At 73.3% G+C, this 20,812-nt stretch carries 20 protein-coding genes; 13 read left to right on the top strand and 7 right to left on the bottom strand.

Annotated features, from left to right (window positions below):
• Window positions 1-144 precede the first annotated feature (144 nt).
• From IAI59_RS03275 to ccmI, 7 genes are read left to right on the top strand one after another with little or no spacing between them, the layout of a single operon-like run.
• Entirely contained in the window at window positions 145-939 is a 795-nt protein-coding gene (locus tag IAI59_RS03275) for a heme ABC transporter permease (RefSeq protein WP_408887620.1), read from the top strand.
• A complete protein-coding gene (gene ccmD, locus IAI59_RS03270) occupies window positions 936-1,091 on the top strand; it encodes a heme exporter protein CcmD (RefSeq protein ID WP_207418766.1) in 156 nt (51 codons plus the stop codon). The genes IAI59_RS03275 and ccmD overlap by 4 nt, the downstream gene beginning before the upstream one ends.
• Before the next feature lie 2 nt (window positions 1,092-1,093).
• Window positions 1,094-1,606 carry a cytochrome c maturation protein CcmE gene (gene ccmE / locus IAI59_RS03265; RefSeq protein WP_207418874.1) on the top strand — a complete coding sequence of 171 codons (513 nt, stop codon included), beginning with the start codon at window positions 1,094-1,096 and terminating at the stop codon, window positions 1,604-1,606.
• On the top strand, window positions 1,603-3,573 hold the full coding sequence (locus IAI59_RS03260; RefSeq protein ID WP_207418768.1) for a heme lyase CcmF/NrfE family subunit: 1,971 nt from the start codon (window positions 1,603-1,605) through the stop codon (window positions 3,571-3,573). Before ccmE ends, IAI59_RS03260 begins: the two co-directional genes overlap by 4 nt.
• 14 nt (window positions 3,574-3,587) lie before the next feature.
• Window positions 3,588-4,118, top strand: coding sequence for a DsbE family thiol:disulfide interchange protein (locus IAI59_RS03255; RefSeq protein ID WP_237181187.1), 531 nt, complete (start codon window positions 3,588-3,590; stop codon window positions 4,116-4,118).
• Complete coding sequence (locus tag IAI59_RS03250; protein WP_207418770.1) at window positions 4,118-4,576, top strand: cytochrome c-type biogenesis protein; 459 nt, start codon at window positions 4,118-4,120, stop codon at window positions 4,574-4,576. The genes IAI59_RS03255 and IAI59_RS03250 overlap by 1 nt, the downstream gene beginning before the upstream one ends.
• A complete protein-coding gene (gene ccmI, locus IAI59_RS03245) occupies window positions 4,573-5,364 on the top strand; it encodes a c-type cytochrome biogenesis protein CcmI (protein WP_207418772.1) in 792 nt (263 codons plus the stop codon). Before IAI59_RS03250 ends, ccmI begins: the two co-directional genes overlap by 4 nt.
• Before the next feature lie 274 nt (window positions 5,365-5,638).
• Here the strand turns inward: ccmI and IAI59_RS03240 are convergent, their stop codons facing one another.
• Entirely contained in the window at window positions 5,639-6,667 is a 1,029-nt protein-coding gene (locus IAI59_RS03240; RefSeq protein WP_207418773.1) for a glycosyltransferase family 4 protein, read from the bottom strand.
• Window positions 6,664-7,467 carry a UDP-2,3-diacylglucosamine diphosphatase gene (locus IAI59_RS03235; protein WP_207418776.1) on the bottom strand — a complete coding sequence of 268 codons (804 nt, stop codon included), beginning with the start codon at window positions 7,465-7,467 and terminating at the stop codon, window positions 6,664-6,666. Before IAI59_RS03235 ends, IAI59_RS03240 begins: the two co-directional genes overlap by 4 nt.
• Before the next feature lie 126 nt (window positions 7,468-7,593).
• On the opposite strand from IAI59_RS03235, the gene IAI59_RS03230 reads away from it, so the two are divergent.
• The gene (locus tag IAI59_RS03230) at window positions 7,594-8,463 is read left to right on the top strand and encodes a diacylglycerol/lipid kinase family protein (RefSeq protein WP_207418778.1); all 870 of its coding nucleotides are present in this window, start codon (window positions 7,594-7,596) and stop codon (window positions 8,461-8,463) included.
• A gap of 174 nt (window positions 8,464-8,637) precedes the next feature.
• Here the strand turns inward: IAI59_RS03230 and IAI59_RS03225 are convergent, their stop codons facing one another.
• The 4 genes from IAI59_RS03225 to IAI59_RS03210 all read right to left on the bottom strand — a co-directional run bounded on the left by IAI59_RS03225 (window position 8,638) and on the right by IAI59_RS03210 (window position 11,471).
• Window positions 8,638-9,165: a chromate transporter gene (locus IAI59_RS03225; RefSeq protein WP_207418779.1), complete on the bottom strand. Its 528-nt coding sequence runs from the start codon at window positions 9,163-9,165 to the stop codon at window positions 8,638-8,640.
• Window positions 9,153-9,704, bottom strand: coding sequence for a chromate transporter (locus tag IAI59_RS03220; protein WP_237180864.1), 552 nt, complete (start codon window positions 9,702-9,704; stop codon window positions 9,153-9,155). The genes IAI59_RS03225 and IAI59_RS03220 overlap by 13 nt, the downstream gene beginning before the upstream one ends.
• A gap of 91 nt (window positions 9,705-9,795) precedes the next feature.
• Window positions 9,796-10,683, bottom strand: a complete 888-nt coding sequence (locus IAI59_RS03215) for a polysaccharide deacetylase family protein (protein ID WP_207418782.1) — start codon at window positions 10,681-10,683, stop codon at window positions 9,796-9,798.
• A complete protein-coding gene (locus IAI59_RS03210) occupies window positions 10,680-11,471 on the bottom strand; it encodes an SDR family NAD(P)-dependent oxidoreductase (RefSeq protein ID WP_207418783.1) in 792 nt (263 codons plus the stop codon). Before IAI59_RS03210 ends, IAI59_RS03215 begins: the two co-directional genes overlap by 4 nt.
• Window positions 11,472-11,604: 133 nt before the next feature.
• Between IAI59_RS03210 and hrpB the strand changes: the two genes are divergently transcribed.
• Complete coding sequence (gene hrpB / locus IAI59_RS03205) at window positions 11,605-14,064, top strand: ATP-dependent helicase HrpB (protein ID WP_207418784.1); 2,460 nt, start codon at window positions 11,605-11,607, stop codon at window positions 14,062-14,064.
• 128 nt (window positions 14,065-14,192) lie between these two features.
• Window positions 14,193-15,269, top strand: a complete 1,077-nt coding sequence (locus tag IAI59_RS03200) for a trypsin-like peptidase domain-containing protein (protein WP_207418786.1) — start codon at window positions 14,193-14,195, stop codon at window positions 15,267-15,269.
• Between the two features lie 151 nt (window positions 15,270-15,420).
• Here IAI59_RS03200 and IAI59_RS03195 read toward each other — a convergent pair whose 3' ends face one another.
• Window positions 15,421-16,515, bottom strand: coding sequence for an ABC transporter ATP-binding protein (locus tag IAI59_RS03195; RefSeq protein ID WP_207418788.1), 1,095 nt, complete (start codon window positions 16,513-16,515; stop codon window positions 15,421-15,423).
• Here IAI59_RS03195 and IAI59_RS03190 point away from each other — a divergent pair.
• From IAI59_RS03190 to IAI59_RS03180, 3 genes are all read left to right on the top strand, one after another.
• Window positions 16,514-17,623: an enoyl-CoA hydratase/isomerase family protein gene (locus tag IAI59_RS03190; RefSeq protein ID WP_237180865.1), complete on the top strand. Its 1,110-nt coding sequence runs from the start codon at window positions 16,514-16,516 to the stop codon at window positions 17,621-17,623. The two genes, IAI59_RS03195 and IAI59_RS03190, sit on opposite strands and share 2 nt — an antisense overlap.
• A 186-nt stretch (window positions 17,624-17,809) precedes the next feature.
• Entirely contained in the window at window positions 17,810-19,177 is a 1,368-nt protein-coding gene (locus IAI59_RS03185) for a CoA transferase (RefSeq protein WP_207418789.1), read from the top strand.
• A gap of 124 nt (window positions 19,178-19,301) precedes the next feature.
• On the top strand, window positions 19,302-20,801 hold the full coding sequence (locus IAI59_RS03180; protein WP_207418792.1) for an ATPase domain-containing protein: 1,500 nt from the start codon (window positions 19,302-19,304) through the stop codon (window positions 20,799-20,801).
• Window positions 20,802-20,812 lie beyond the last annotated feature (11 nt).

Raw genomic sequence — 20,812 nt, 5'->3', positions numbered from 1 at the left:
CGTGGCCGGCCTGTGCGGCTTCCGGCCTACCGCTGCGCGGGCGCGGCTTCAAGGGGCGGCGCCCCGGCCGCGCGCGCGCAGCGCAACACGGGGTTACGCGGCAGGCCGTTTCCGCGGCCCGGCTTTCGGATTAGTTTGCCAGCCGTGACCCTGCCCCCGTCCTTGTCCTCCTCGCCCGCCACGGTGCCGCGCGGCGCCGGCGTGCTGCACCGCTTCGCCAATCCGGGCCGCTTTTTGCGGCTGTCCGGCCGCGTGCAGCCCTGGCTTTGGGCGCTGTCGGCGCTGCTGCTGGGGGTGGGGGTGCCCTGGGCGCTGCTGCTGTCGCCGCCCGACTGGCAGCAGGGCGAGACGGTGCGCATCATGTACATCCACGTGCCCATGGCCTGGCTCGCCATGTCCGGCTACGTGACGCTGGCCCTGGCCTCGGCCGCCGCGCTGATCTGGCGCCACCCGCTGGCCGACCTTTTCGCGCGGGAACTGTCGCCGGTGGGCGCCGCCGTCACCGCGCTGTGCCTGGCCACCGGCAGCCTGTGGGGGCGGCCGATGTGGGGCACCTGGTGGGTGTGGGACGCGCGGCTGACCTCCGTGCTGGTGCTGTTCTTTCTGTGGGTCGGCCATGCCGCGCTGGTGCGCGCCTTTGACGAGGACGAGCGCGGCGCGCGGGCCGGCGCCATCCTGGCGCTGGTGGGCGCGGTCAACGTGCCGGTGGTCAAGTTCTCCGTCGACTTCTTCAACACGCTGCACCAGCCGGCCTCCGTGGCGCGGCTGGGCGGGCCCAGCCTGCACGTGGATATCCTCTATCCCCTGCTGGTTTGCGCCGCCGGCTTCACGGCGCTGTTCGCCGCGCTGGTGCTGGGGCGCACCCGGGCGGCGGTGATGGAAAAGCGCATTCGCCAGCTGCAGCTGGCCCAGGCCCGGCGGCAGGAAAGCGCGGCATGAGCCAGCACTGGTGGTTCGTGTCCGTCGCCTGGGGGCTGGGGGCCGTGCTGTTCGGCGCGCTGCTGGCCGACACGCTGCGCCGCCAGTCCGCCGCCCGCCGACGCCTGGCCCTGCTGGAAACCCGCCGCCCCTCCGGGAGGACCTCGCCATGAGCCTGTCGCGCAAGAAGCGGCGGATGTGGATGCTGCTGCTGGGCGGTCTCGGCCTCGGCAGCGCCGCGGCGCTGGCGCTGACCGCCTTTCAGGACAACCTGGTGTTCTTTCTGGCCCCCAGCGAGATCGCCGCCAAGCACCCCGGCCCCGAGCGCGCCTTCCGCCTGGGCGGGCTGGTCGAGGCCGGCAGCGTGCAGCGCGAGATCACCGCCGCCGGCCGGCCCGAGGCGCGCTTCCGCGTGACGGACGGCCCGGCCACGGTGCCGGTCGTCTATGTTGGCGTGCTGCCGGACCTGTTCCGCGAGGGGCAGGGCGTGGTGACGCTGGGCAAGCTCGGTGCCGACGGCACCTTCCGCGCCAGCGAGGTGCTGGCCCGCCACGACGAGACCTACATGCCCCCCGAGGTCGCCGACGCGCTGAAGCGCAGCGGCCATTGGGAACCTTCCAAGGGCGCGCCGCCGCCGGCCGCCACCTGGAACACGTTGAACGCCAGCAACGCGGGGCAGGGCGGATGATCGCGGAGCTTGGCCACTTCGCGCTGGCATTGGCCATGGCGCTGTCGCTGGCCCAGGCGGTGCTGCCGCTGTGGGGCGCGACCAAGGGTGACACGCGGCTGATGGCGGCAGGCAGCCCGCTGGCGGCGGGCACGCTGCTGGCCTGCGCCACGGCCTTCGGTGCGCTGCTGTATGTCTTCGCGGTGAACGACACCAGCGTGCAGAACGTCGTGCAGAACAGCCACTCGGCCAAGCCGATGCTCTACAAGCTGGCCGGCGCCTGGGGCAATCACGAGGGCTCGATGGTGCTCTGGGTGCTGATCCTGGCGCTCTGCGGCGGCGCGGTGGCGGGCTTCGGCCGGCGGCTGCCCACCGCCCTGCAGGCCCGCGTGCTGGCGGTGCTGGGGCTGATCGCGCTGGGCTTCCTGGCCTTCATCCTGGCCACCTCCAACCCCTTTGGCCGCGTCTGGCCGCCGGCGCCGGACGGGCAGGGGCTGAACCCGGTGCTGCAGGACCCCGGCCTCGCCTTCCATCCGCCGCTGCTCTACCTCGGCTATGTCGGCTACGCCGTCACCTTCGCCTTCGCGGTGGCCGCGTTGCTGGAGGGGCGGGTGGACGCCGCCTGGGGCCGCTGGGTGCGCCCCTGGGCGCTGGCGGCCTGGAGCTTCCTGACGCTCGGCATCGCGCTCGGCTCCTGGTGGGCCTATTACGAGCTGGGCTGGGGCGGCTACTGGTTCTGGGACCCGGTGGAGAACGCGTCGCTGCTGCCCTGGCTGGCGGGCACCGCGCTGCTGCATTCGGCGGCGGTGGTCGAGAAGCGCGAGGCGCTGAAGATCTGGACCGTGCTGCTCGCCTTGCTGGCCTTCGCCATGTCGCTGCTCGGCACCTTTCTGGTGCGGTCGGGCGTGCTGAACTCGGTGCACGCCTTCGCCAATGACCCGGAGCGCGGCGTCTTCATTCTTGGCCTGCTCGCCATCTACATCGGCGGTGCCTTCGCGCTCTTCGCCTGGCGCGCGCCGGCCATGGCGCCGACGGGGATCTTCGCCCCCGTGTCGCGCGAAGGCGGGCTGGTGCTGAACAACCTCTTGCTCTGCTCCATGGCCGCCGTGGTGCTGACCGGCACGCTGTGGCCGATGTTCGCCGACCTGCTGTTCGGGCAGAAGATCTCCGTCGGCCCGCCCTTCTTCAACACCGCCATCCTGCCGCTGGCGGTGCCGCTGGTGCTGGTCATGGCCGCCGGCCCATTGCTGCCCTGGAAGCGCGCGGCGCTGTGGCCGGTGCTGCAGCGCCTTTGGGCCGCGCTGTTGCTGGCCGCCGCCGCCGCCGCGCTGTGCCTCGCTTTCGCCGGCGTGCGCGTCGGCCCGGCGCTGGGCTTTGCCGCCGCCATCTGGCTGGTCGCCGGCGCGCTCACCGACCTCGCGGACCGCACGGCGCTGTTTCGCCGCCCGTCCGCTGCCTTTGCCCGCGCCCGCGGCCTGCCCCGCGCCGCCTGGGGCGCCGCCATCGCTCATGCCGGGCTGGGGCTTTCCATCGCTGGCATGGCGGGCATGGGGCTGGCCAGCGACAAGCTGGTGGCGCTGACCCCCGGCGGCCGCACGGACCTCGCCGGCTATGAATACCGGCTGGACGGCATCGTGGACGCGGTCGGTCCCAACTGGACCGCGCGCCGCGCCACCGTCACCATCACCCATGGCGGTGCGCCGGTCACGGTGATGCACCCGGAGCGCCGCTTCTTTCCGCTGGCCCGCCAAACCACCACGGAAGCCGCCATCCACCCCGTCTGGTCCGCCGACCTCTACGTCGTGCTGGGCGAGGAGGAGGCCGGCCGCGCCGTGCTGCGCATCCACCACAACCCGCTGGCGCCCTGGATCTGGCTGGGCGCTGCGGTGATGGCGCTCGGCGGCGGCATCTCGCTCAGCGACCGGCGCATCCGCGTCTCCGCCCCCGGCGGCAAGCGCGCCGCCGGCGCGGCGGGGGCGCCGGCATGAAGCGGCGGTGGCTGATGCTGGCGCCGCTGGGCGTGGCGGTGGCCGGCGGTGCCGGCTTCTATGCCATGCTGCGCGGCCTCGGCTCCGGCAGCTACGACCCGCGCGGCGTGCCCTCCGTGCTGGTGGGCAAGCCGGCGCCCGCCTTCAGCCTGCCGCCGCTGGAAGGCCAGCCCGCCCTGGCGAATACCGACCTGACGGACCTGCCCGCGCCGGTGCTGGTCAACTTCTGGGCCTCCTGGTGCGTGCCTTGCATTGTCGAGCACCCGCAGCTGATGCGCCTGTCGCGCGAGGGCGTGCCGGTGCTCGGCATCAACTACAAGGACAAGCCGGCCGACGCCGCCGGCTTCCTGGCCCGCCATGGCAACCCCTTTCGGCGCCTGGGCCGCGACGAGCCCGGGCGCGTCGCGATCGACTGGGGCGTCTATGGCGTGCCCGAGACCTACCTGCTGGACCGCCAGGGCATCGTCCGCTGGCGCTGGCCCGGCCCGGTGACGCCCGAGGTGCTGGAGCAGGACATCCGCCCCCTGCTGAAGCGCTACAGCTGATGCGCAGGCTTGCCCTCGCGCTGTGCCTGCTGGCCGGCCCGGCGCTGGCCGTCGGCCTGCCGTCCGAGATGCTGCGCGACCCGGCGCTGGAGCAGCGCGCCCGCGACATCGGCCACGAGCTGCGCTGCCTGGTCTGCCAGAACCAGTCCATCGAGGAAAGCGAGGCCGACCTCGCCCGCGACCTGCGCCGCATCGTGCGCGAGCGCGTCGCGATGGGCGAGGACAACGCCCAGGTGGTGTCCTACGTCCACGACCGCTACGGCGACTTCGTCTTGCTGCGCCCCCCCTTCACCGCCGCGACCGCCCTGCTCTGGGGCGCGCCCTTCGTGGCGCTGGGCGGCGGGCTGCTCGCCATCCTGATGCTGCGCCGCCGCCGCCCCGACCCGCTGGCCGTGGCGCCGCTGTCCCCCGACGAGCAGGCCCGCCTGGCCGCGCTGGAGCAAGACGCCGCCCGATGATCTGGCTGCTGTTCCTGGCGCTTGCCGCCCTGGCCCTGGCGCCGCTTGGCTGGTCGCTGGCCCGCCCCCGCGCCGCCCGGGGCCGGCACGATGCCGACCTCGCCCTGTACCGCGCCCAGCTCGCGGAGCTGGACCGCGAGCGTGCCGCCGGCCGGCTGGACGAGGCCGCCTTCGCCGCCGCCCGCACCGAGGTGCAGCGCCGCCTGCTGGCCGCCCCCGCCGATGCCCCCGCCCCCCACCCGCGCGGCGCCGCCACGCTTGCCGCCGGACTGTTCCTGATCCCGGCGCTGGGCATCGGCCTTTACCTGTGGAACGGCACGCCGGACGTGCCCGCCGCCCCCTTTGTGGAACGCGCCGCCGAGGCCGCGCGCGACGACGCCCTGCTGGCCCAGCTCCGCGCCCGCATTGCCCAGGTACCGCCCGCCAGCGAAGGCGCCCGCCAGGGCTGGCTGCTGCTCGGCAACGCCGAGCGCGCCCGTGGCCGCCTGGACCCCGCCGCTGAGGCCTTCGCCCGCGTGCTGGCCATCCGCTTCGACCCCGGCATCGCCGCCGAGCTCGCTGAATTGCAGGTGCAGCGCAACGCGCTGGAGCCGGCCGCCGCGCTGCTGGCGCAGTCGCTGCAAGCCGCCCCCACCGACCCACGCCTGCGCTTCCTGGCCGGCATGGTGGAAGCCCGTGCCGGGCGGCCGGCGAATGCCCGCGTGGTGTGGCAGGGGTTGCTGGCGGATACGCCGGCGGATGCGCCGTGGCGGGGGATGCTGGAACAGCAGTTGCGGGAACTGCCGTAGCGGTGGGCCAAAAGGGGCTCCGCCCCTTCTGGACTTCCCCGCTGGGGGGACAGTGTCCCCCCAGACCCCGCCATCAGACAGCATTCGGGGCTTTCAGGGTCAGGCGAGTCACGTGCTGTACAACGTGATGTTTTAAAATAGGCGCTCGCGCGGAATGGTCAGTCGTCGAGCGCCACCGGCCCTCGGGGCGCTGAAAACAGATGGCGGGGTCTGGGGTGGCACTGCCACCCCAGCGGGGGTCCAGGGGGCGGCGCCCCCTGGCCAACGCCGCCTGTCAAGCGATGGCGGGGGTCAGGGTCTCGCGGAAGCGGGCGGCGCAGGCGTCCCAGGACCAGCGTTCCGCGTAGTGGCGGCAGGTGGCGCGGTCGGCGTCCAGCGCGCCGAGGCAGGCGTCGCGCAGGTTTTCGGACAGCGCGCCGACCGGCTCGGGCGCCGGGCCGATGACGTCGAGCGGGCCGGTGACGGGGAAGGCGGCGACGGGGGTGCCGGAAGCCAGCGCTTCCAGCAGCACCAGGCCGAAGGTGTCGGTGCGGGAAGGGAAGACAAAGGCGTCGGCGCCGGCATAGGCCGCCGCCAGCTTGCCGTTCTCCAGCCGCCCGGTGAAGTGGGCCTCGGGGAAGCGCGCCTGCAGGGCGGCGCGCTGCGGGCCGTCGCCGACCACGGCCTTGCTGCCGGGCAGGTCGAGGGCGAGGAAGGCCTCGATGTTCTTCTCGACCGCGATGCGCCCGGCATACAGGAAGACCGGGCGGGGCAGCCCCTCCCACGGCGCGCGCGGCTCGGGGCGGAAGCGCGCCAGGTCCACGCCGCGGGACCAGGCGGCGAGGTTGCGGAAGCCGCGCGCCGTCATCTCGGCCGCCAGCGATGGCGTGGCGACCAGCACCGCCGCCGAGGGGCGGTGGAAGTGGCGCATCAGGGCCCAGCTCCAGGCGCGGGGAATGCGCGTGCGGGCGTGCACGTAGTCCGGAAAGCGCGTGTGGAAGGAGGTGGTGAAGCGCCAGCCGTGCTTCAGGCACAGCCCGCGCGCCGCCCAGCCAAGCGGGCCTTCGGTGGCGATGTGGATGGCGTCGGGCCGGAAGGCCTCGATCATCCGGCGCAGCCTGCGGCGCGGTGCCAATGCCAGCCGGATCTCGGCGTAGCCGGGGGTGGGGATGGTCGGGAAGCGGTCGGGGCCGATCACCTCCACCGTGTCGCCGCCGGCGCGCAGCAGGCTGACGACGACGGACAGCGTGCGGACCACGCCGTTGACCTGCGGCATCCAGGCATCGGAGACGATCAGGATGCGCGACGGCTGGCCCGGCGTCATGCCGGCAGCGGCACCGGCAGGGCGGTGGCGGACAGCCGCTGCTCGGCGGCCCAGTCGATGAGTTCGAAGCGCCCGTCGGCATGTTCGGCCAGCGCGGTGCAGCTTTCCACCCAGTCGCCGTCGTTCATGTAGAGCACGCCGCCGATCTCGCGCATCTCGGCGTGGTGGATGTGGCCGCAGATGACGCCGTGGTGGCCGCCCTTGCGGGCTTCCGCCGCCAGCGCCGTTTCGAAGCGGTCGATCGCCATGACGGCGCCCTTGACCTGCCGCTTCAGCCACTGGCTGAGCGACCAGTAGGAGTAGCCCAGCCGGCGCCGCACCGTGTTGAAGTGCCGGTTCAGCGCCAGCGCCAGGGTGTAGGCGCTGTCGCCTAGCAGGGCCAGAAAGCGGTAGTAGCGCACGACGCTGTCGAATTCGTCGCCATGCATCACCAGAAAGCGGCGGCCGTCGGCCGATTCATGCACCGCGTCCATCGCCAGCTTCACGCCGGCGACCTCCAGCCCCAGCCAGGCGCGGAACATCTCGTCGTGGTTGCCGGGGATGTAGGTGACGGCGGTGCCGGCGCGGGCGTGGCGCAGGATCAGCCGCAGCACCTCGTCATGGTGCGCGTCCCAGTACCAGGTCTTCTTGAGCCGCCAGCCGTCGACGATGTCGCCCACCAGGTAGAGCTGCTCGCATTCGATCTGTTTCAGGAAATCCGCCAGGAAATCCGCGCGGCTGCCGCGCGTGCCGAGGTGGATGTCGGACAGGAACACCGCCCGGTAGCGGCGCTTGGTGGCAATCGGGCCGTTCATGGTCATGCCGGCAGGTCCCGCGATGCTGCGTCGCCTGGATACCGCGCGCGGCGCGCGAAAGGGCATGAAGCTTTGGCGACACCGTGAAACGACCTGCCGCGCGCGGCGGCGGTGTGCTCTACACCCGCGCGCATGCTGATCGTCTTCAATCCCGTCGCCGGCTCGCGCCGCCGTTCCCGCCTGTTGCGCGCCATGGCGCTGCTGCCGGCGGCCCGCCTGGCCGAGACCGCCGGCCCCGGCCATGCCGAGGCTCTGGCGCGCGCCGCGGCGCAGGCGGGCGAGGACTGCGTGGTGGCCGCCGGCGGCGACGGCACCATCGCGGAGGTCGCGGCCGGGCTGCTGGGCCATGCCACCGCGCTCGGCATCCTGCCGCTGGGCACCGCCAACGTGCTGTCGCTGGAACTTGGCCTGCCGCATGCGCCGGAGGCGGCGGCACGCTTGCTGCTGGCCGGCCATGCGATGCCGCTGTGGCCCGGCATCGCGCGCTTCGCCGATGGCGGCAGCCGGCTCTTCGTGCAGATGCTCGGCGCCGGCTTCGATGCCGAGGTGGTGCGGCGGCTGGACCCCCGGCTGAAGCGTGCCACCGGCCGCGCCGCCTATGTGTGGCAGACCCTGGCCACCCTGCCGCGCTACGGCTTTCCGCCCGTTACGGCGCGGCTGGACGGCGGCGCGCCGCTGGCCGCCGGCGCGGTGGTGGTGACCAAGGGGCGGCTTTACGCCGGGCCGTTCCTGCTGGCCCCGGGCGCCACGCCGCTGCGGCCGGGCTTCCAGGTGGCGCTGATCCGCGGCGGCGCGGCGCGGGCGGCGCTGGCGGGCGCGCTGCTGCCGCTTGGGCTGCTGCCGCGTCTGCCGGGGCTGGTGCTGCGCCCGGCGTCGCATGTGGCGCTGGACGGTGCCGGCGTGCCGGCACAGGCGGATGGCGATTGCTGCGGCGGGCTGCCGGTGAGCATCGAGGACGCGGCGGCGCCGCTGCGGGTGATACTGCAAAGGCCGGGGGAGTGAACTCCCCCGAGCCCCCTCTTTTTTTGTCTGGTTTCCGGGAAGGTTGGTGGGACCGGCACGCCGTGAATTTCGAAGGCCGGGCAAAAAGTACCAGCGCTGACCAGCAGGATTTTTAAACACACAAAAAGAAGATGGGGGCTCGGGGGAATTCCTTCCCCCGACCTTTCCCTTCGATCAGGACAACCCCAGCCCCACCGCCCCCAGCACCGCGCCGCCCCCCAGCAGCCACAGCGGATGCAGTTTCGTACGCAGCATCCCCAGCGCGCTGGCTGCCGTGATGGCCCCGGTGATCCAGCCGGTGGTGGTACTTTCCGCGATCAGGATGGCGCTGGCGGCCACCAGCCCCACCGTCATCGGCACCAGCCCGGCCTGCACCAGCTTGCGCCAGGGCCGGTCGCGGAAGCGCCGCCACAGCCCCAGCACCACCCCCGTCAGCAGCGAGGACGGGCCGAACTTCGCCAGGGCGGAAACCAGCAGCCCGCTCCACCCCGCCACGTGCCAGCCGATCAGCGGCACCACCATCATGTTCGGCCCCGGCGCCGCCTGGGCCAGGGCGTAGAGCGCGCTGAACTCCTGCGCCGACATCCAGCCCTGCACCTGCACCACCTGGCGCTGCATTTCCGGCAGGATGGTGTTGCCGCCGCCGAAGGCGAGCACCGAAAGCTGCGCGAAGAGCAGCCCCAGCGTGATCAGCGTGCCCATCGGCCGCTCCACCACACGGCCGCGATGCTGAGCGGTGCCAGCAGCAGCATGGTCGGCAGCAGCGGCGTCCGCAGCACCGCGATGGCCAGCACGCAGAGCACCACGACGCCGAGGGCGAGGGCCTTGCGCCCCAGCGGCAGCAGCATCTTGATGGCGGTGGCGACCAGCAGCCCGGCGGCGGCGGCGGCCAGCCCCGCGAAGAAGTGCTGCAGCACCGGGTCGTCCTGGTACCGCTCGTAGATGACGCCGAGTCCCACCACCACCGCCGTCGGCCCCAGGATCAGCCCCAGCAGCGCCGAGACCGCCCCCGCCACGCCGCGGAATTCCAGCCCCACCGCGACGGACAGGTTGATGATGTTGCCGCCCGGCAGGAACTGGCACAGCCCCAGCAGCTCCGTGAAGGCTTCCGGCGACAGCCAGCGCCGGTGCTCCACCAGCATGGAGCGCGCCAGCGGCAGCACGCCGCCGAAGCCGATCAGCCCCAGGGTCAGAAAGCCGGTGAACAATTGCCGGCAGGTGGGGGGTGGGGCGGTGGTCATGCGGCGGGCCTTTGCTGCGCGAACCGCCATGATGCCCGAACGGGAGGGGTGGGGAAGGGCGGGGGAGTGGAATTCCCCCGCCCGCGCCCCGTCACCGGAAGCGGCGCGGCTCGATCGGTTCCGGGATGGTCGCCTCCGCCACGAAGCGCCCGCTGTTGCCGGCGGCGTGCCAGGCCGCGACCTCGCCCACCGTGGCCACCCAGCAGTCGGGCGCGGCGGTGACGCGGGCCAGCAGCTTTTCCAGCACGCGCAGCCGCTGCACGCGGCCGGAGATCCAGTCATGCACGGTCAACATCGTCAGCCCGCCATACTGGTGCTGGCCTTCCCATTCCTCCGACCAGCTGTCCAGCACGGCGCCGGGCGTGACCGGCGTGCGGTCGCCGGGCAGGGCGCTGAACTTGTAGAGGATGGCGTCGTCCAGCGCCCATTGCACCGGCACTTCCGTGACGCCCGCGATCTCGTAGGGGTGGTCGGCCCCCATCAGCGAGCTGTCCCACAGCCCGAGGCGCTGCAGCTCCGCCAGCATGTGCGGCGTCATTTCCCAGGCGGGCGAGCGGAAGCCCTGCGGGGCGGTGCCGGTTTGCCGGCGGAACAGCTCCACCGAGGCCTCCAGCGCCGCCGTGAACTCGCTGTCCGTGCTGTCGGCCACCAGCTCGTGAAACCAGCCGTGCAGCCCGGCCTGATGGCCACGCTGCAGGATGGCGGGCAGCAGCCCCGGGTTCTGTTCCGCGATGGCGCCGGGCACGAACAGCGTGCCCTTGATGCCGAAGCGGTCCAGCAGGTCCATCAGCCGCCACACGCCGCTGCGCTGGCCGAAGTGGCGCTGTTCCAGCTGCCCCAGGCGGCGCGGCGCGTCCGGCGCGCGCTGGCCCCACAGGTAGGGGCCGGTGGCATCCACGTCCACGGTGAAGCAGAAGGCGCTGCGCTGGCCGTCCGGCCAGCGGTAGGCGGGCCAGGGGTGCGGGGTGGGGCCGCTCACAGCGCGCTCTTCTTGTCCTGGTACACCGCCAGCGACCCGATGGAGTTGCCGCCGTCCACCGGCAGCGAGGCGCCGGTGATGTACCCGCTGGCGGGGCTGGCCAGGAACAACGCGGCGTTGCCGACATCCTGCATGGAGGTGCCGCGCCCGGCCGGGATGTTGGCCAGGACGTTGTCCACATGCGCCTGGCTGACGCGGCTGACCTCGCTGCCCGGGGTGAAGCCGGGCTCCAGCGCGTTGGCGCGGATGCCGTATTCCGCCAGCTCGATGGCGAAGCCCTTGGTCAGGCGGTCCAGCGCCGTCTTGCTGGTGCTGTAGGGGCAGGAGGTGCGGCGCATCTTGCGCGCGGCGCCGGAGGAGATGTTGATGATCGAGCCGCGCACGCCCTGCGCCACCATTTGCCGCGCGAAGGCCCGGCCCGTCAGGAACGGCGCGCGCAGGTTGATGTCGAAGATGCGGTCCCATTCCTCCGCGTCGATGTCGAGCAGAAAGCCGCTGGGGTAGACGCCGGCGTTGTTGATCAGCACGTCCACCGCGCCCCACCGATCGCCCACCGCCGCGGCCAGCGCCTCGATCGCGGCGGCGTCGCGCAGGTCGGCCGGCATGGTGAAGCTGCCGGGCGTGAACCAGGGCTGGCGCGCCAGGGCGTCCAGCGCATCCGCCCGCGCATCGGTCAGGCACAGCTTGGCGCCCGCCTCGCCGAAGGTCTGCGCCAGCCATTGGCCGATGACGCCGCAGGCGCCCGTGACCAGCACCCGCTTGCCGGCCATGTCCTTTGCGTAATCCATGGGGACTGTTTCCTTTTCCGTGTGGGACGCCGGGATCAAGACGCCGGCGGGCGGCGCGGGCAAGGGGGGCGGGGAACACGACGGCGTTGCGGGCGATGCCCAACCCCCGCCATTGCCTGTACAACCCGCGCCCATGACGCTTCTCCCCGAACTTCCCGTGTCCGAGGCGCTGCCCCGCCTGGCGCAGGTGCTGCGCGATGGCTCCAACGCCGTGCTGGTCGCCCCGCCCGGTGCCGGCAAGACCACGCTGGTGCCGTTGATGCTGCGCGACGAGCCCTGGGCGGCGCAGGGCAAGATCCTGGTGCTGGAGCCGCGCCGGGTGGCCGCCCGCGCCGCCGCACGGCGCATGGCCGACCTGCTGGGCGAGGCGGTGGGCGGCACCGTCGGGCTGGTGACGCGGCTGGAGCGCGCGACCTCCGCCCAAACGCGGGTGGAGGTGATCACGGAAGGGTTGCTGGTGCGCCGCCTGCAATCCGACCCGGGACTGGACGGCGTGGCCGCCGTGCTGTTCGACGAGGCGCACGAGCGCAACCTGGACACCGACCTGGCCCTGGCCTTTTGCCTGGACCTGCAGCGTGCCCTGCGGCCGGAGCTGCGGCTTTTGGCCATGTCCGCCACGTTGGAAGCCAGGGGCTTCGCCGAGCTGCTGGGCGGGGCGCCGGTGGTGGAAAGCCTGGGCCGCGCCTTTCCCGTGGCGGTGCACTACCGCGCGCGGGAGCTGAAGGACGCCAGGGAACTGCCGGAGGCGATGGCGAGTGCGATCCGCGAGGCGTTGCGCGCCCACCCCGGCGACGTGCTGGCCTTTCTGCCCGGCTGGGGCGAGATCCGCCGCACGGCCGACCGGCTGGGCGGCCTGGACGCCGACGTGCTGCCGCTGCACGGCGAGATGCCGCCCGCCGAGCAGGACCGCGCGCTGAACCCCGGGCCGCGTCGCAAGGTCGTGCTGGCGACCTCCATCGCGGAAACCTCGCTCACCGTGCCGGGGGTGCGCATCGTGGTGGATGGCGGCTTTCGCCGGGCGCCGCGGCTGGACCCGGCGACGGGTTTGGCGCGCCTCGCCACCCTGCGCATTTCCCGCGCCGCCGCCGAGCAGCGCGCGGGCCGCGCCGGGCGCACGGAGCCCGGCGTCGCCATTCGCCTCTGGACGGAAGCGCTGCACCGCGGCCTGCCGCTGGCCGACCGGCCGGAGATCCTGGAAAGCGAGCTGTCGGGGCTGGCGCTGGATTGCGCCGCCTGGGGCGCCGAGCCCGCCGCGCTGCCTTTTCTGGACCCGCCGCCCGCCGGGCAGATGGCGGCCGCCCGCGCCCTGCTGCGGGACCTGGACGCGCTGGATGGCGAGGGGCGCGTGACCTCCACCGGCCGGCGCATGGCCCGGCTCGGCACCCACCCGCGCCTTGCCCGCATGATGGTGGCGGCCGAAACCCCCGCCGAGGCGGCGCTCGCCGCCGAGCTGGCGGCGCTGCTGGAGGAGCGCGACCCCATCCGGGGGCGGGAAGCACCGGCCGACATCCAGCTCCGCCTGGACCTGCTGGCCGGCGCCGACGACCCCAATGCCGACCGCGCCGCGCTGGGGCGGGTGCGGCGCGCCGTGTCGCTGCACCGCCGCCGCCTGAACGTGCCGGGCGGCACCGAGGCGGCGGGCGATGCCGGGCTGCTGCTGGCCGCCGGCTTTCCCGACCGCATCGCCGCCAAGCGCGGGGTGATGGACGGCGCCTTCCGCCTGGCCGGCTTGTCCGGTGCCGCCGGGGGCGGCCAGGGCGCCCGCCTGCCGCCCACGGACAAGCTGGCGAAATCTCCTTTGCTGGCGGTGGCGGACCTGGAGCTGGCGGGCACCGAGGCGCGCATCCGCATGGCCGCGCCGCTGGGCCGCGCCGCGCTGGAAGCCCGCTTCCCCGACCGGCTGGTGCGGGAGGAAGGGGCGGCCTTCGACCCGCGACTCGGCGCCGTGGTGGCGCGCCGGCGGCTGCGCCTCGGACCCCTGGTGCTGGAGGAAAGCACCATCCCGCATGCCGACCCCGCCGCCGTGGCCGCCGAGCTGGCGCGCGCCGCCGCCGGCCGCGCGCTGCGCGACCTGAACTGGACCACGGCCGCCAAGCAGTTCCGCGCCCGCATGGCCCGCATGCACGCCCTGGACCCGGAGCATTGGCCCGACGTGTCGGACGACGCGCTGGCGGCCGACGGCGCCGCCTGGCTCGCCCCCTGGCTGTCCGGCCTGAGCAAGCTGTCCGAGCTGCGGGGGCTGGATGCGGTGGCCTTGCTGCGGGCGCTGCTGCCGCAGCCCCGCGCGCTGGACATCGCCCTGCCCACCCGCGCCGACCTGCCCGGCGGCCGTTCCGCCCTGATCGACTACGAAGGCGAGATCCCCCGCCTGGAAGCCCGCGCGCAATGGCTGTTCGGGCTGGCGTCGCTGCCGGCGCTGGCCGGCGGGCGCATTCCCCTGCAGGTGGCGCTGCTGTCGCCGGCCGGCCGGCCCATCGCGGTGACGGCGGACCTGCCGGGCTTTTGGCGCGGGGCCTGGGCGGACGTGCGCAAGGACATGCGCGGGCGCTACCCGCGGCACGACTGGCCGGAGGACCCGTCGCGCACCGGCTGAAGGCTGCGCGGCCTGTCTTTCCCCGAAAGACACACCCCGCCCGAAACGCAACTCGCCGGCGAACCCCCCCGTTGAAGCGCTACCGCGTCCCGCCCCACACTCCAGGGCCTTCGCCAGGATATGCCACCATGCCGACTGCCCGATCCTTTGCCGCGTCCCGCCGCCTGGTGCTGGGTGGCCTGCTGGCATCCGCCGCCCTGCCGCTGCTGCCCCGCCCCGCCGCCGCGCAGCGCGGCGCGCTGCCCGACTTCGCCGACCTCGCCGAGCGTGTCATGCCCGCCGTCGTCAACATCGCGGTGCTGAGCGAGCAGACCACGACGCAGGTGCCGCCCGAGCTGCGCGGCACGCCGTTCGAGCGGTATTTCCGCGAGCGGCGCGGCCGCCAGCAGGTGCAGGGCGCGGGGTCGGGCTTCATCGTCGACCCGGCGGGCTACGTGGTCACCAACAACCACGTCGTCGGCAACGCCACGCGCGTGGTGGTGTCGCTGCAGGACGGCACGGAGCTGCCGGCCCGCGTGGTCGGCACCGACGACCTGACGGATCTGGCACTCCTGCGGGTGGAGCCGCGCGCGGCGCTGCCCGCCGTGCCGTGGGGCAGCAGCGCCTCCACCCGCGTGGGCCAGTGGGTGCTGGCCTGCGGCAACCCCTTCGGGCTGGGCGGCACCGTCACCAGCGGCATCGTCTCGGCCCGCGGGCGCGAGATCGGCGCGGGGCCCTTTGACGACTTCATCCAGACCGATGCGGCCATCAACCCCGGCAATTCCGGCGGCCCGCTGTTCAACGTGGCGGGCGAGGTGATCGGCATCAACACCGCCATCTTCTCCCCCACCAATGCCTCCGCCGGCATCGGCTTCGCGACGCCATCCGACCTGGCGCGCGGCGTGATCGACCAGCTGCGGCGCGACGGGCGCGTGGAGCGCGGGTGGCTGGGCATCGCGGTGCTGGACTATGGCACCGAGCCCGGCGCGCGGCGCGGCGCGCAGGTGCAGGGGGTGGAGCGCAACAGCCCCGCCGCGCGGGCCGGCCTGCGCCAGGGCGACGTGCTGCTGGCGCTGAATGGCGAACGCATGGAAACCTCGCGCACGCTGATCCGCTCCGTATCCATCGTGCCGCCAGGGCAGACCATCCGCCTGACACTGCTGCGCGACGGGCGGCAGCAGGAGATCGCGGTGCAGGTGGGGCGGCGGCCACCTTCGGCGTCCTGACGGGGGCAAGGTCGGGGGAAGGAATCTTCCAAGCCCCCATCTTCGTTTTGGTTGATTTTCCGGGGGGGCCGTGGCGGCGGTGTGCCCGAAGAATCACATGGATTGCTGCTGCGGGCTGGCGCCTGGGGGAATTCCTTTCCCCGGCTTTGCTTCACTCCGACGGAAAAGCCAGCGCATGCTCCGGGTTCCACGCCACGGACACCATGCTGCCCGGCTCCGGCAGCCGACCGCCCGCCACCATGCGCTTGACCACCATGTCGCCGTTGTCGCCCAGCGCCAGCTTCAGCCGCACGTGGTCGCCCTGGAAGATCGCCTCGCGCAGGATGCCGGCCATGGCGTCGTCGCCGATGTCGGCGGCCAGCACGGGCACCACGCCCACGCGTTCCGGCCGGATGGTGACCACGCAGCGGCCGCCCGCGGCCAGCGTGCCGACGGGGCGGGCCGGTACCTCGGGGCCGCAATCCAGCGAAACGCGCGCCTCGCCGTCCTCGACCGCCACCACGCGGCCAGGCAGGCGGTTGTTCTCGCCCACGAAGCCGGCCACGAAGGCGTTGGCCGGGCGGTCGTAGATCTCGCGCGGCGTGGCCAGCTGGCGCACCAGCCCGCCCTCGAACACCGCGATGCGGTCAGACAGCGTCAGCGCCTCCTGCTGGTCGTGGGTGACGTACATCATGGTCACGCCGAGGCGCTGGTGGATGTCGCGGATCTCGAACTGCATCTCCTCGCGCAGCGCCTTGTCCAGCGCGCCCAGCGGCTCATCCAGCAGCACGATCGGCGGCTCGAACACCATGGCGCGGGCCAGTGCCACGCGCTGCTGCTGGCCGCCGGAAAGCTGCGCCGGGCGGCGGTCGCCGAAGCTGTCCAGCCGCACGGCGGCCAGCGCCTTGGCCACGCGCGCCTTGCGTTCCACCTTGGACACGCCGCGCACTTCCAGCGGAAAGGCAACGTTCTCGGCCACCGACATGTGCGGAAACAGCGCGTAGGACTGGAACACCACGCCGATGCCGCGCTTGTGCGGCGGCAGCCGCGCGATGTCGCGGCCCTGCAGCAGGATGCGGCCCTCGCTCGGCTGCTCGAAGCCCGCCAGCATCATCAGCGTCGTGGTCTTGCCGGAGCCGGAAGGGCCGAGCAGCGTCAGCAGCTCGCCGCGCCGCACCTCCAGGTCCAGCTGCCGCACGGCATAGCCGCCGCTGGCCGGGCCATAGGCCTTGCGCACGCCCTCGAACCGTACCAGCGCCTCTGCCATGCCAGCCCCCCGCATCCTGGCCGCCATGCAGGGGCGGCGGCGCCCCCTTGTCAACCGTGCCATCGGCCGCGACCCTCGTGGCTCCATCGGAGGAACGCGGATGACGGAAGCGGACAGCCTGATCGTCGAGCAGGGGAACGGCGTGGCGAACCTGCGGCTCAACCGTCCCGGGGCGCTGAACGCGTTGGACCCGGCGATGATCACCGGCATCGCCCGCCACCTGGAATCCTGGCGAAGCGACCCGGCGGTGTCCATGGTGCTGGTGGAGGGCGAGGGCGGCCGCGCCTTTTGCGCCGGCGGCGACGTGCGTGCCGCGCGGCGCATGCTGCTGGACGGCGACGCCGAGGGCGTGAACGCTTTTCTGGCCGAGGAATACCGCATGAACGGCGCCATCGCGGCGCTGCCCAAGCCCTGGGTCAGCCTGATCGACGGCGTGTGCATGGGTGGCGGCATCGGCGTTTCGGTGCATGGCAGCCACCGCGTGGCGACCGAGGCGGCGGTCTTCGCGATGCCGGAAACCACCATCGGCCTGTTTCCCGATGTCGGCACCAGCTTCGTGCTGTCGCGCATGCCCGGCGCACTGGGCGTCTGGCTCGGCCTGACGGGCGCGCGGCTACAGGGCGAGGCCGCGGTGGAAGCGGGCTTCGCCACCCACTTCATCGCCCGCCAGGACCTGCCCGCCCTGCGCGGCGCGCTGCTGGCGGGCGATGCCGGCGCCATCGACCGCATGGCGCGGCGGGCCGGGCCCGGTGCGCTGGCGGCGCTGCGCCCGGCCATCGACCGCTGCTTCGGCGCCGGCTCCGTCGCGGCCATCCTGGCGGCGCTGCGTGCCGAGAACAGCGACTGGGCGCGCGAGCAACTGTCGGTGCTGGACCGCGTGTCCCCCACCAGCCTGCTGGTGACGCACGAGATGCTGCGCCGCGCCCGCGACCTGGACCTGCCCGCCTGCCTGGCCATGGACACCGCCCTGGCGCGTGGCATGACCGCGCACCCGGACTTCGCCGAAGGCGTCCGCGCCCTGCTGGTGGACAAGGACAACGCGCCGCGCTGGACGCCGCCGACGCTGGCGGAAGCCGAGGCAGTGGGGGTGGCGCGGTTCTTCGGCTGATGAGGCGGAAAGGCAGGGGGAATGAATTCCCTCCGGACCCCATCTTCTGTCTGACTGTCACAACGCCACCGGTCCTGTCGCGCTCCGGTGACGAAGCGGCCCGCGAAAAGCCGGTAAAAGAAGATGGGGGCTCGGGGGATTTCTTTCCCCCGACCTTCCCGCCAAGCCTGCAACAGGACGCCCGCCATGACCCCCACCGAGGCCCTTTGGCAGCACGCCGCGCTTCCGCCCGAAGCCTTGGCGCAGCTCACCCTGACCGGCGCGGACCCGGTGCTGCCCTCTTCCTTCGCGGTGGGCACGGCGGCGCAGGCCAGCATCGCCGCCATGGCGCTGGCGGCGGCGGAGCTGCACCACGCGCGCGGCGCGCCCCGGCAGGCGGTGTCGGTGGACATGCGCCACGCCTGCGCGGAGTTCCGCTCCGAGCGGCTGCTGCGGGTGGACGGGCAGCCGGCGCCGGAGCTGTGGGACAGCATCGCCGGGCTTTATCCCACGGCCGATGGCTGGGTGCGGCTGCACACCAACTTCCCGCACCACCGGGACGGCGTGCTGCGGTTGCTGGGAGTGGCGAACGACAGGGCGGCGGTGGCGGGCGCGCTGCTCGGCTGGGGGGCGCTGGAGTTCGAGCAGGCGGCGGCGGACGCCGGCATGGTGGTCGCGGCGCTGCGCAGCTTCGCGGACTGGGATGCCAGCCCGCAGGGCCGCGCGGTGGCGGACTGGCCGCTGCGCATCACGCGCATTGGCGACGCGCCGCCGCAACCGCTGCCGGCGGGGGCGCAGCCGCTGCAAGGCGTCCGGGTGCTGGAGCTGACGCGCATCATCGCCGGGCCGGTGGCGGGGCGGGCGCTGGCGTCGCACGGGGCGGATGTCCTGCTGATCACGGCGCCGCACCTGCCGGCGGTGCTGCCACTGGTGATCGACACAGGGCGCGGCAAGCGCTCGGCGCAGCTGGACCTGCGCGCGGCGGCGGGGCGGCAGCGGTTCCAGGCCCTGGCGGCGGCAGCGGACGTGGTGCTGCAGGGCTACCGCCCCGGCGCGCTGGCCGCGCATGGCGTGGCGCCGCAGGCCCTGGCGGCGCTGCGGCCGGGCATCGTCTGCGCCAGCCTGTCGGCCTATGGCACGGCGGGGCCGTGGGCGGGGCGGCGCGGCTTCGACTCGCTGGTGCAGACGGCCAGCGGCTTCAACATGGCGGAAGCCGAGGCCGCCGGGCAGGCCGCGCCGCGCCCCCTGCCGGCGCAGGCGCTGGACCATGCCAGCGGCTATCTGCTGGCCTTCGGCATCCTGGCGGCGCTGCGGCGGCGGCTGCTGCAAGGCGGTTCCTGGTCTGTCGAGGTGTCACTGGCGGGCACCGGGCGATGGCTGCGCGGGCTGGGGCGGGTGCCGCGGGGGCTGGCGGTGGCGGACCCGTCGCGGGACGCGCTGCTGGGCTTTCTGGAAAACACGGAGTCCGGCTTCGGGCGGCTTTGCGCGACGCGCCCGGCGGGAATGCTGGCGGCGACGCCGGCGCGCTATGCCCGGCCCTCGGTGCCGCTGGGGCGGGATGCCGCGGCATGGTGAGGGCGGTGCCACGCTTGGCCGTTGCCCGCCGCCGCCCCCGGCGTTACAGCGCAACAGGGCCGGCCCGCGTTCCGCTGCCCTGGCCGAGCGATGTTCTGGATCGGAGCCGCCGATGGATGCTGAGATGAACGGAACTCCGCATTCCGCCAAGGCGGCGACCGGCGTGCCGGGGCTTGACGACATCCTGGCCGGCGGGCTGGCCACCGGCCACCTGTTTCTGCTGGAAGGCAACCCCGGCACCGGCAAGACCACCGTGGCGCTGCGCTTTCTGCTGGAAGGCGAGGCACGGGGCGAATCCACCCTCTACATCACCCTGTCGGAAACCGAGGCGGAGCTGCGCGCGGGCGCGGCCTCGCATGGCTGGACCCTCGGCCCCGGCATCACGGTGTTCGAGCTGGTGCCGCCGGAAAGCCTGCTGGACGCCGACCAGCAGCAAAGCCTGCTGTATTCCTCGGACCTGGAACTGGGCGAGGCGACCCGGCGGATCTTCGAGATGTTCGAGCGCGTGCGGCCAAGCCGCGTGGTGCTGGACAGCCTGTCCGAGATCCGCCTGCTGGCACAGAACTCGCTGCGCTACCGCCGGCAGATCCTGGCGCTGAAGCATTACTTCGTGCGCTTCGGCGCCACGGTGCTGCTGCTGGACGACCTGACCTCCGACATGCTGGACAAGACGGTGCACAGCGTCGTGCACGGCGTCATCCGGCTGGAGGAGCTGGCGCCGGTGTACGGGGCCGAGCGGCGGCGGATGCGGGTGCTGAAGTACCGCGGCCAGAAGTTCCGCGGCGGCTACCACGACTTCGCCATCCGCACCGGCGGCGTGGTGGTGTTTCCCCGCCTGGTGGCCGCCGAGCACCGCGGCGAGGGGATGCGCGCGCCGGTCACCAGCGGGCTGCCCTCGCTGGACACGCTGCTGGGCGGCGGCGTGGAGCAGGGCTCCAGCACGCTGGTCCTGGGGCCGGCCGGCACCGGCAAGACCATCTTCGGTTTGCAGTTCGTCGCCAGCGCCGTGGCGCGCGGCGAGCGCGCGGCGGTGTTCGTGTTCGACGAGGAACTGGGCCTGCTGTTCCGGCGCGCCCGGGCGATCGGCTTCGACCTGGCGGCGATGCAGGACCGCGGCCTGCTGCATATCGAGCAGGTGGACGCCGCCGAGCTGTCGCCCGGCGAGTTCGCCGACCGGGTGCGCGAATGCGTCATGCGGTCCGGCGCGCGGACGGTGGTGATCGACAGCCTGAACGGCTACCAGGCGGCGATGCCGCAGGAGAATGCCCTGATCCTGCACATCCACGAGCTGCTGCAGTACCTGAACCGGCAGGGCACCACGACCTTTCTGACGGTGGCGCAGCACGGGCTGGTGGGGGACATGAAGTCCCCCGTGGACATCACCTACTTGGCCGACACCGTGATCCTGCTGCGCTATTTCGAGGCGATGGGGCGGGTACGGCGCGCCGTTTCCGTGATCAAGAAGCGCACCGGCCTGCATGAGGACACCATCCGCGAATACCGCATCGGGCGGGGCGGGCTGGGCCTGGGCGAGCCGCTGGAACAGTTCCAGGGCGTGTTGCGCGGCGTTCCGCAGTTCGTGGGCACGGGCGGCCCGCTGCTGACCGCAGAGCCCGAGGAGTAGGCTCGATTCCG

It is taken from the genome of Roseomonas haemaphysalidis, from assembly GCF_017355405.1.
GTDB classification, from domain to species: domain Bacteria; phylum Pseudomonadota; class Alphaproteobacteria; order Acetobacterales; family Acetobacteraceae; genus Pseudoroseomonas; species Pseudoroseomonas haemaphysalidis.
The sequence above is the reverse complement of the archived record's forward strand: the minus strand, read 5'-3'. Positions and strand labels throughout refer to the sequence as shown.

Coding starts and splice junctions, on each gene's coding strand:
- hrpB (WP_207418784.1), top strand. CDS start 11,605: ATGACGCTTCTCCCCGAACTTCCCGTGTCCGAGGCGCTGCCCCGCCTG.
- IAI59_RS03180 (WP_207418792.1), top strand. CDS start 19,302: ATGAACGGAACTCCGCATTCCGCCAAGGCGGCGACCGGCGTGCCGGGG.
- IAI59_RS03255 (WP_237181187.1), top strand. CDS start 3,588: ATGCTGGCGCCGCTGGGCGTGGCGGTGGCCGGCGGTGCCGGCTTCTAT.
- IAI59_RS03250 (WP_207418770.1), top strand. CDS start 4,118: ATGCGCAGGCTTGCCCTCGCGCTGTGCCTGCTGGCCGGCCCGGCGCTG.
- IAI59_RS03195 (WP_207418788.1), bottom strand. CDS start 16,515: ATGGCAGAGGCGCTGGTACGGTTCGAGGGCGTGCGCAAGGCCTATGGC.
- IAI59_RS03200 (WP_207418786.1), top strand. CDS start 14,193: ATGCCGACTGCCCGATCCTTTGCCGCGTCCCGCCGCCTGGTGCTGGGT.
- IAI59_RS03235 (WP_207418776.1), bottom strand. CDS start 7,467: ATGACCATGAACGGCCCGATTGCCACCAAGCGCCGCTACCGGGCGGTG.
- ccmD (WP_207418766.1), top strand. CDS start 936: ATGAGCCAGCACTGGTGGTTCGTGTCCGTCGCCTGGGGGCTGGGGGCC.
- IAI59_RS03240 (WP_207418773.1), bottom strand. CDS start 6,667: ATGACGCCGGGCCAGCCGTCGCGCATCCTGATCGTCTCCGATGCCTGG.
- IAI59_RS03190 (WP_237180865.1), top strand. CDS start 16,514: ATGCCAGCCCCCCGCATCCTGGCCGCCATGCAGGGGCGGCGGCGCCCC.
- IAI59_RS03220 (WP_237180864.1), bottom strand. CDS start 9,704: ATGACCACCGCCCCACCCCCCACCTGCCGGCAATTGTTCACCGGCTTT.
- IAI59_RS03210 (WP_207418783.1), bottom strand. CDS start 11,471: ATGGATTACGCAAAGGACATGGCCGGCAAGCGGGTGCTGGTCACGGGC.
- IAI59_RS03260 (WP_207418768.1), top strand. CDS start 1,603: ATGATCGCGGAGCTTGGCCACTTCGCGCTGGCATTGGCCATGGCGCTG.
- IAI59_RS03225 (WP_207418779.1), bottom strand. CDS start 9,165: ATGGGCACGCTGATCACGCTGGGGCTGCTCTTCGCGCAGCTTTCGGTG.
- ccmI (WP_207418772.1), top strand. CDS start 4,573: ATGATCTGGCTGCTGTTCCTGGCGCTTGCCGCCCTGGCCCTGGCGCCG.
- IAI59_RS03230 (WP_207418778.1), top strand. CDS start 7,594: ATGCTGATCGTCTTCAATCCCGTCGCCGGCTCGCGCCGCCGTTCCCGC.
- IAI59_RS03185 (WP_207418789.1), top strand. CDS start 17,810: ATGACCCCCACCGAGGCCCTTTGGCAGCACGCCGCGCTTCCGCCCGAA.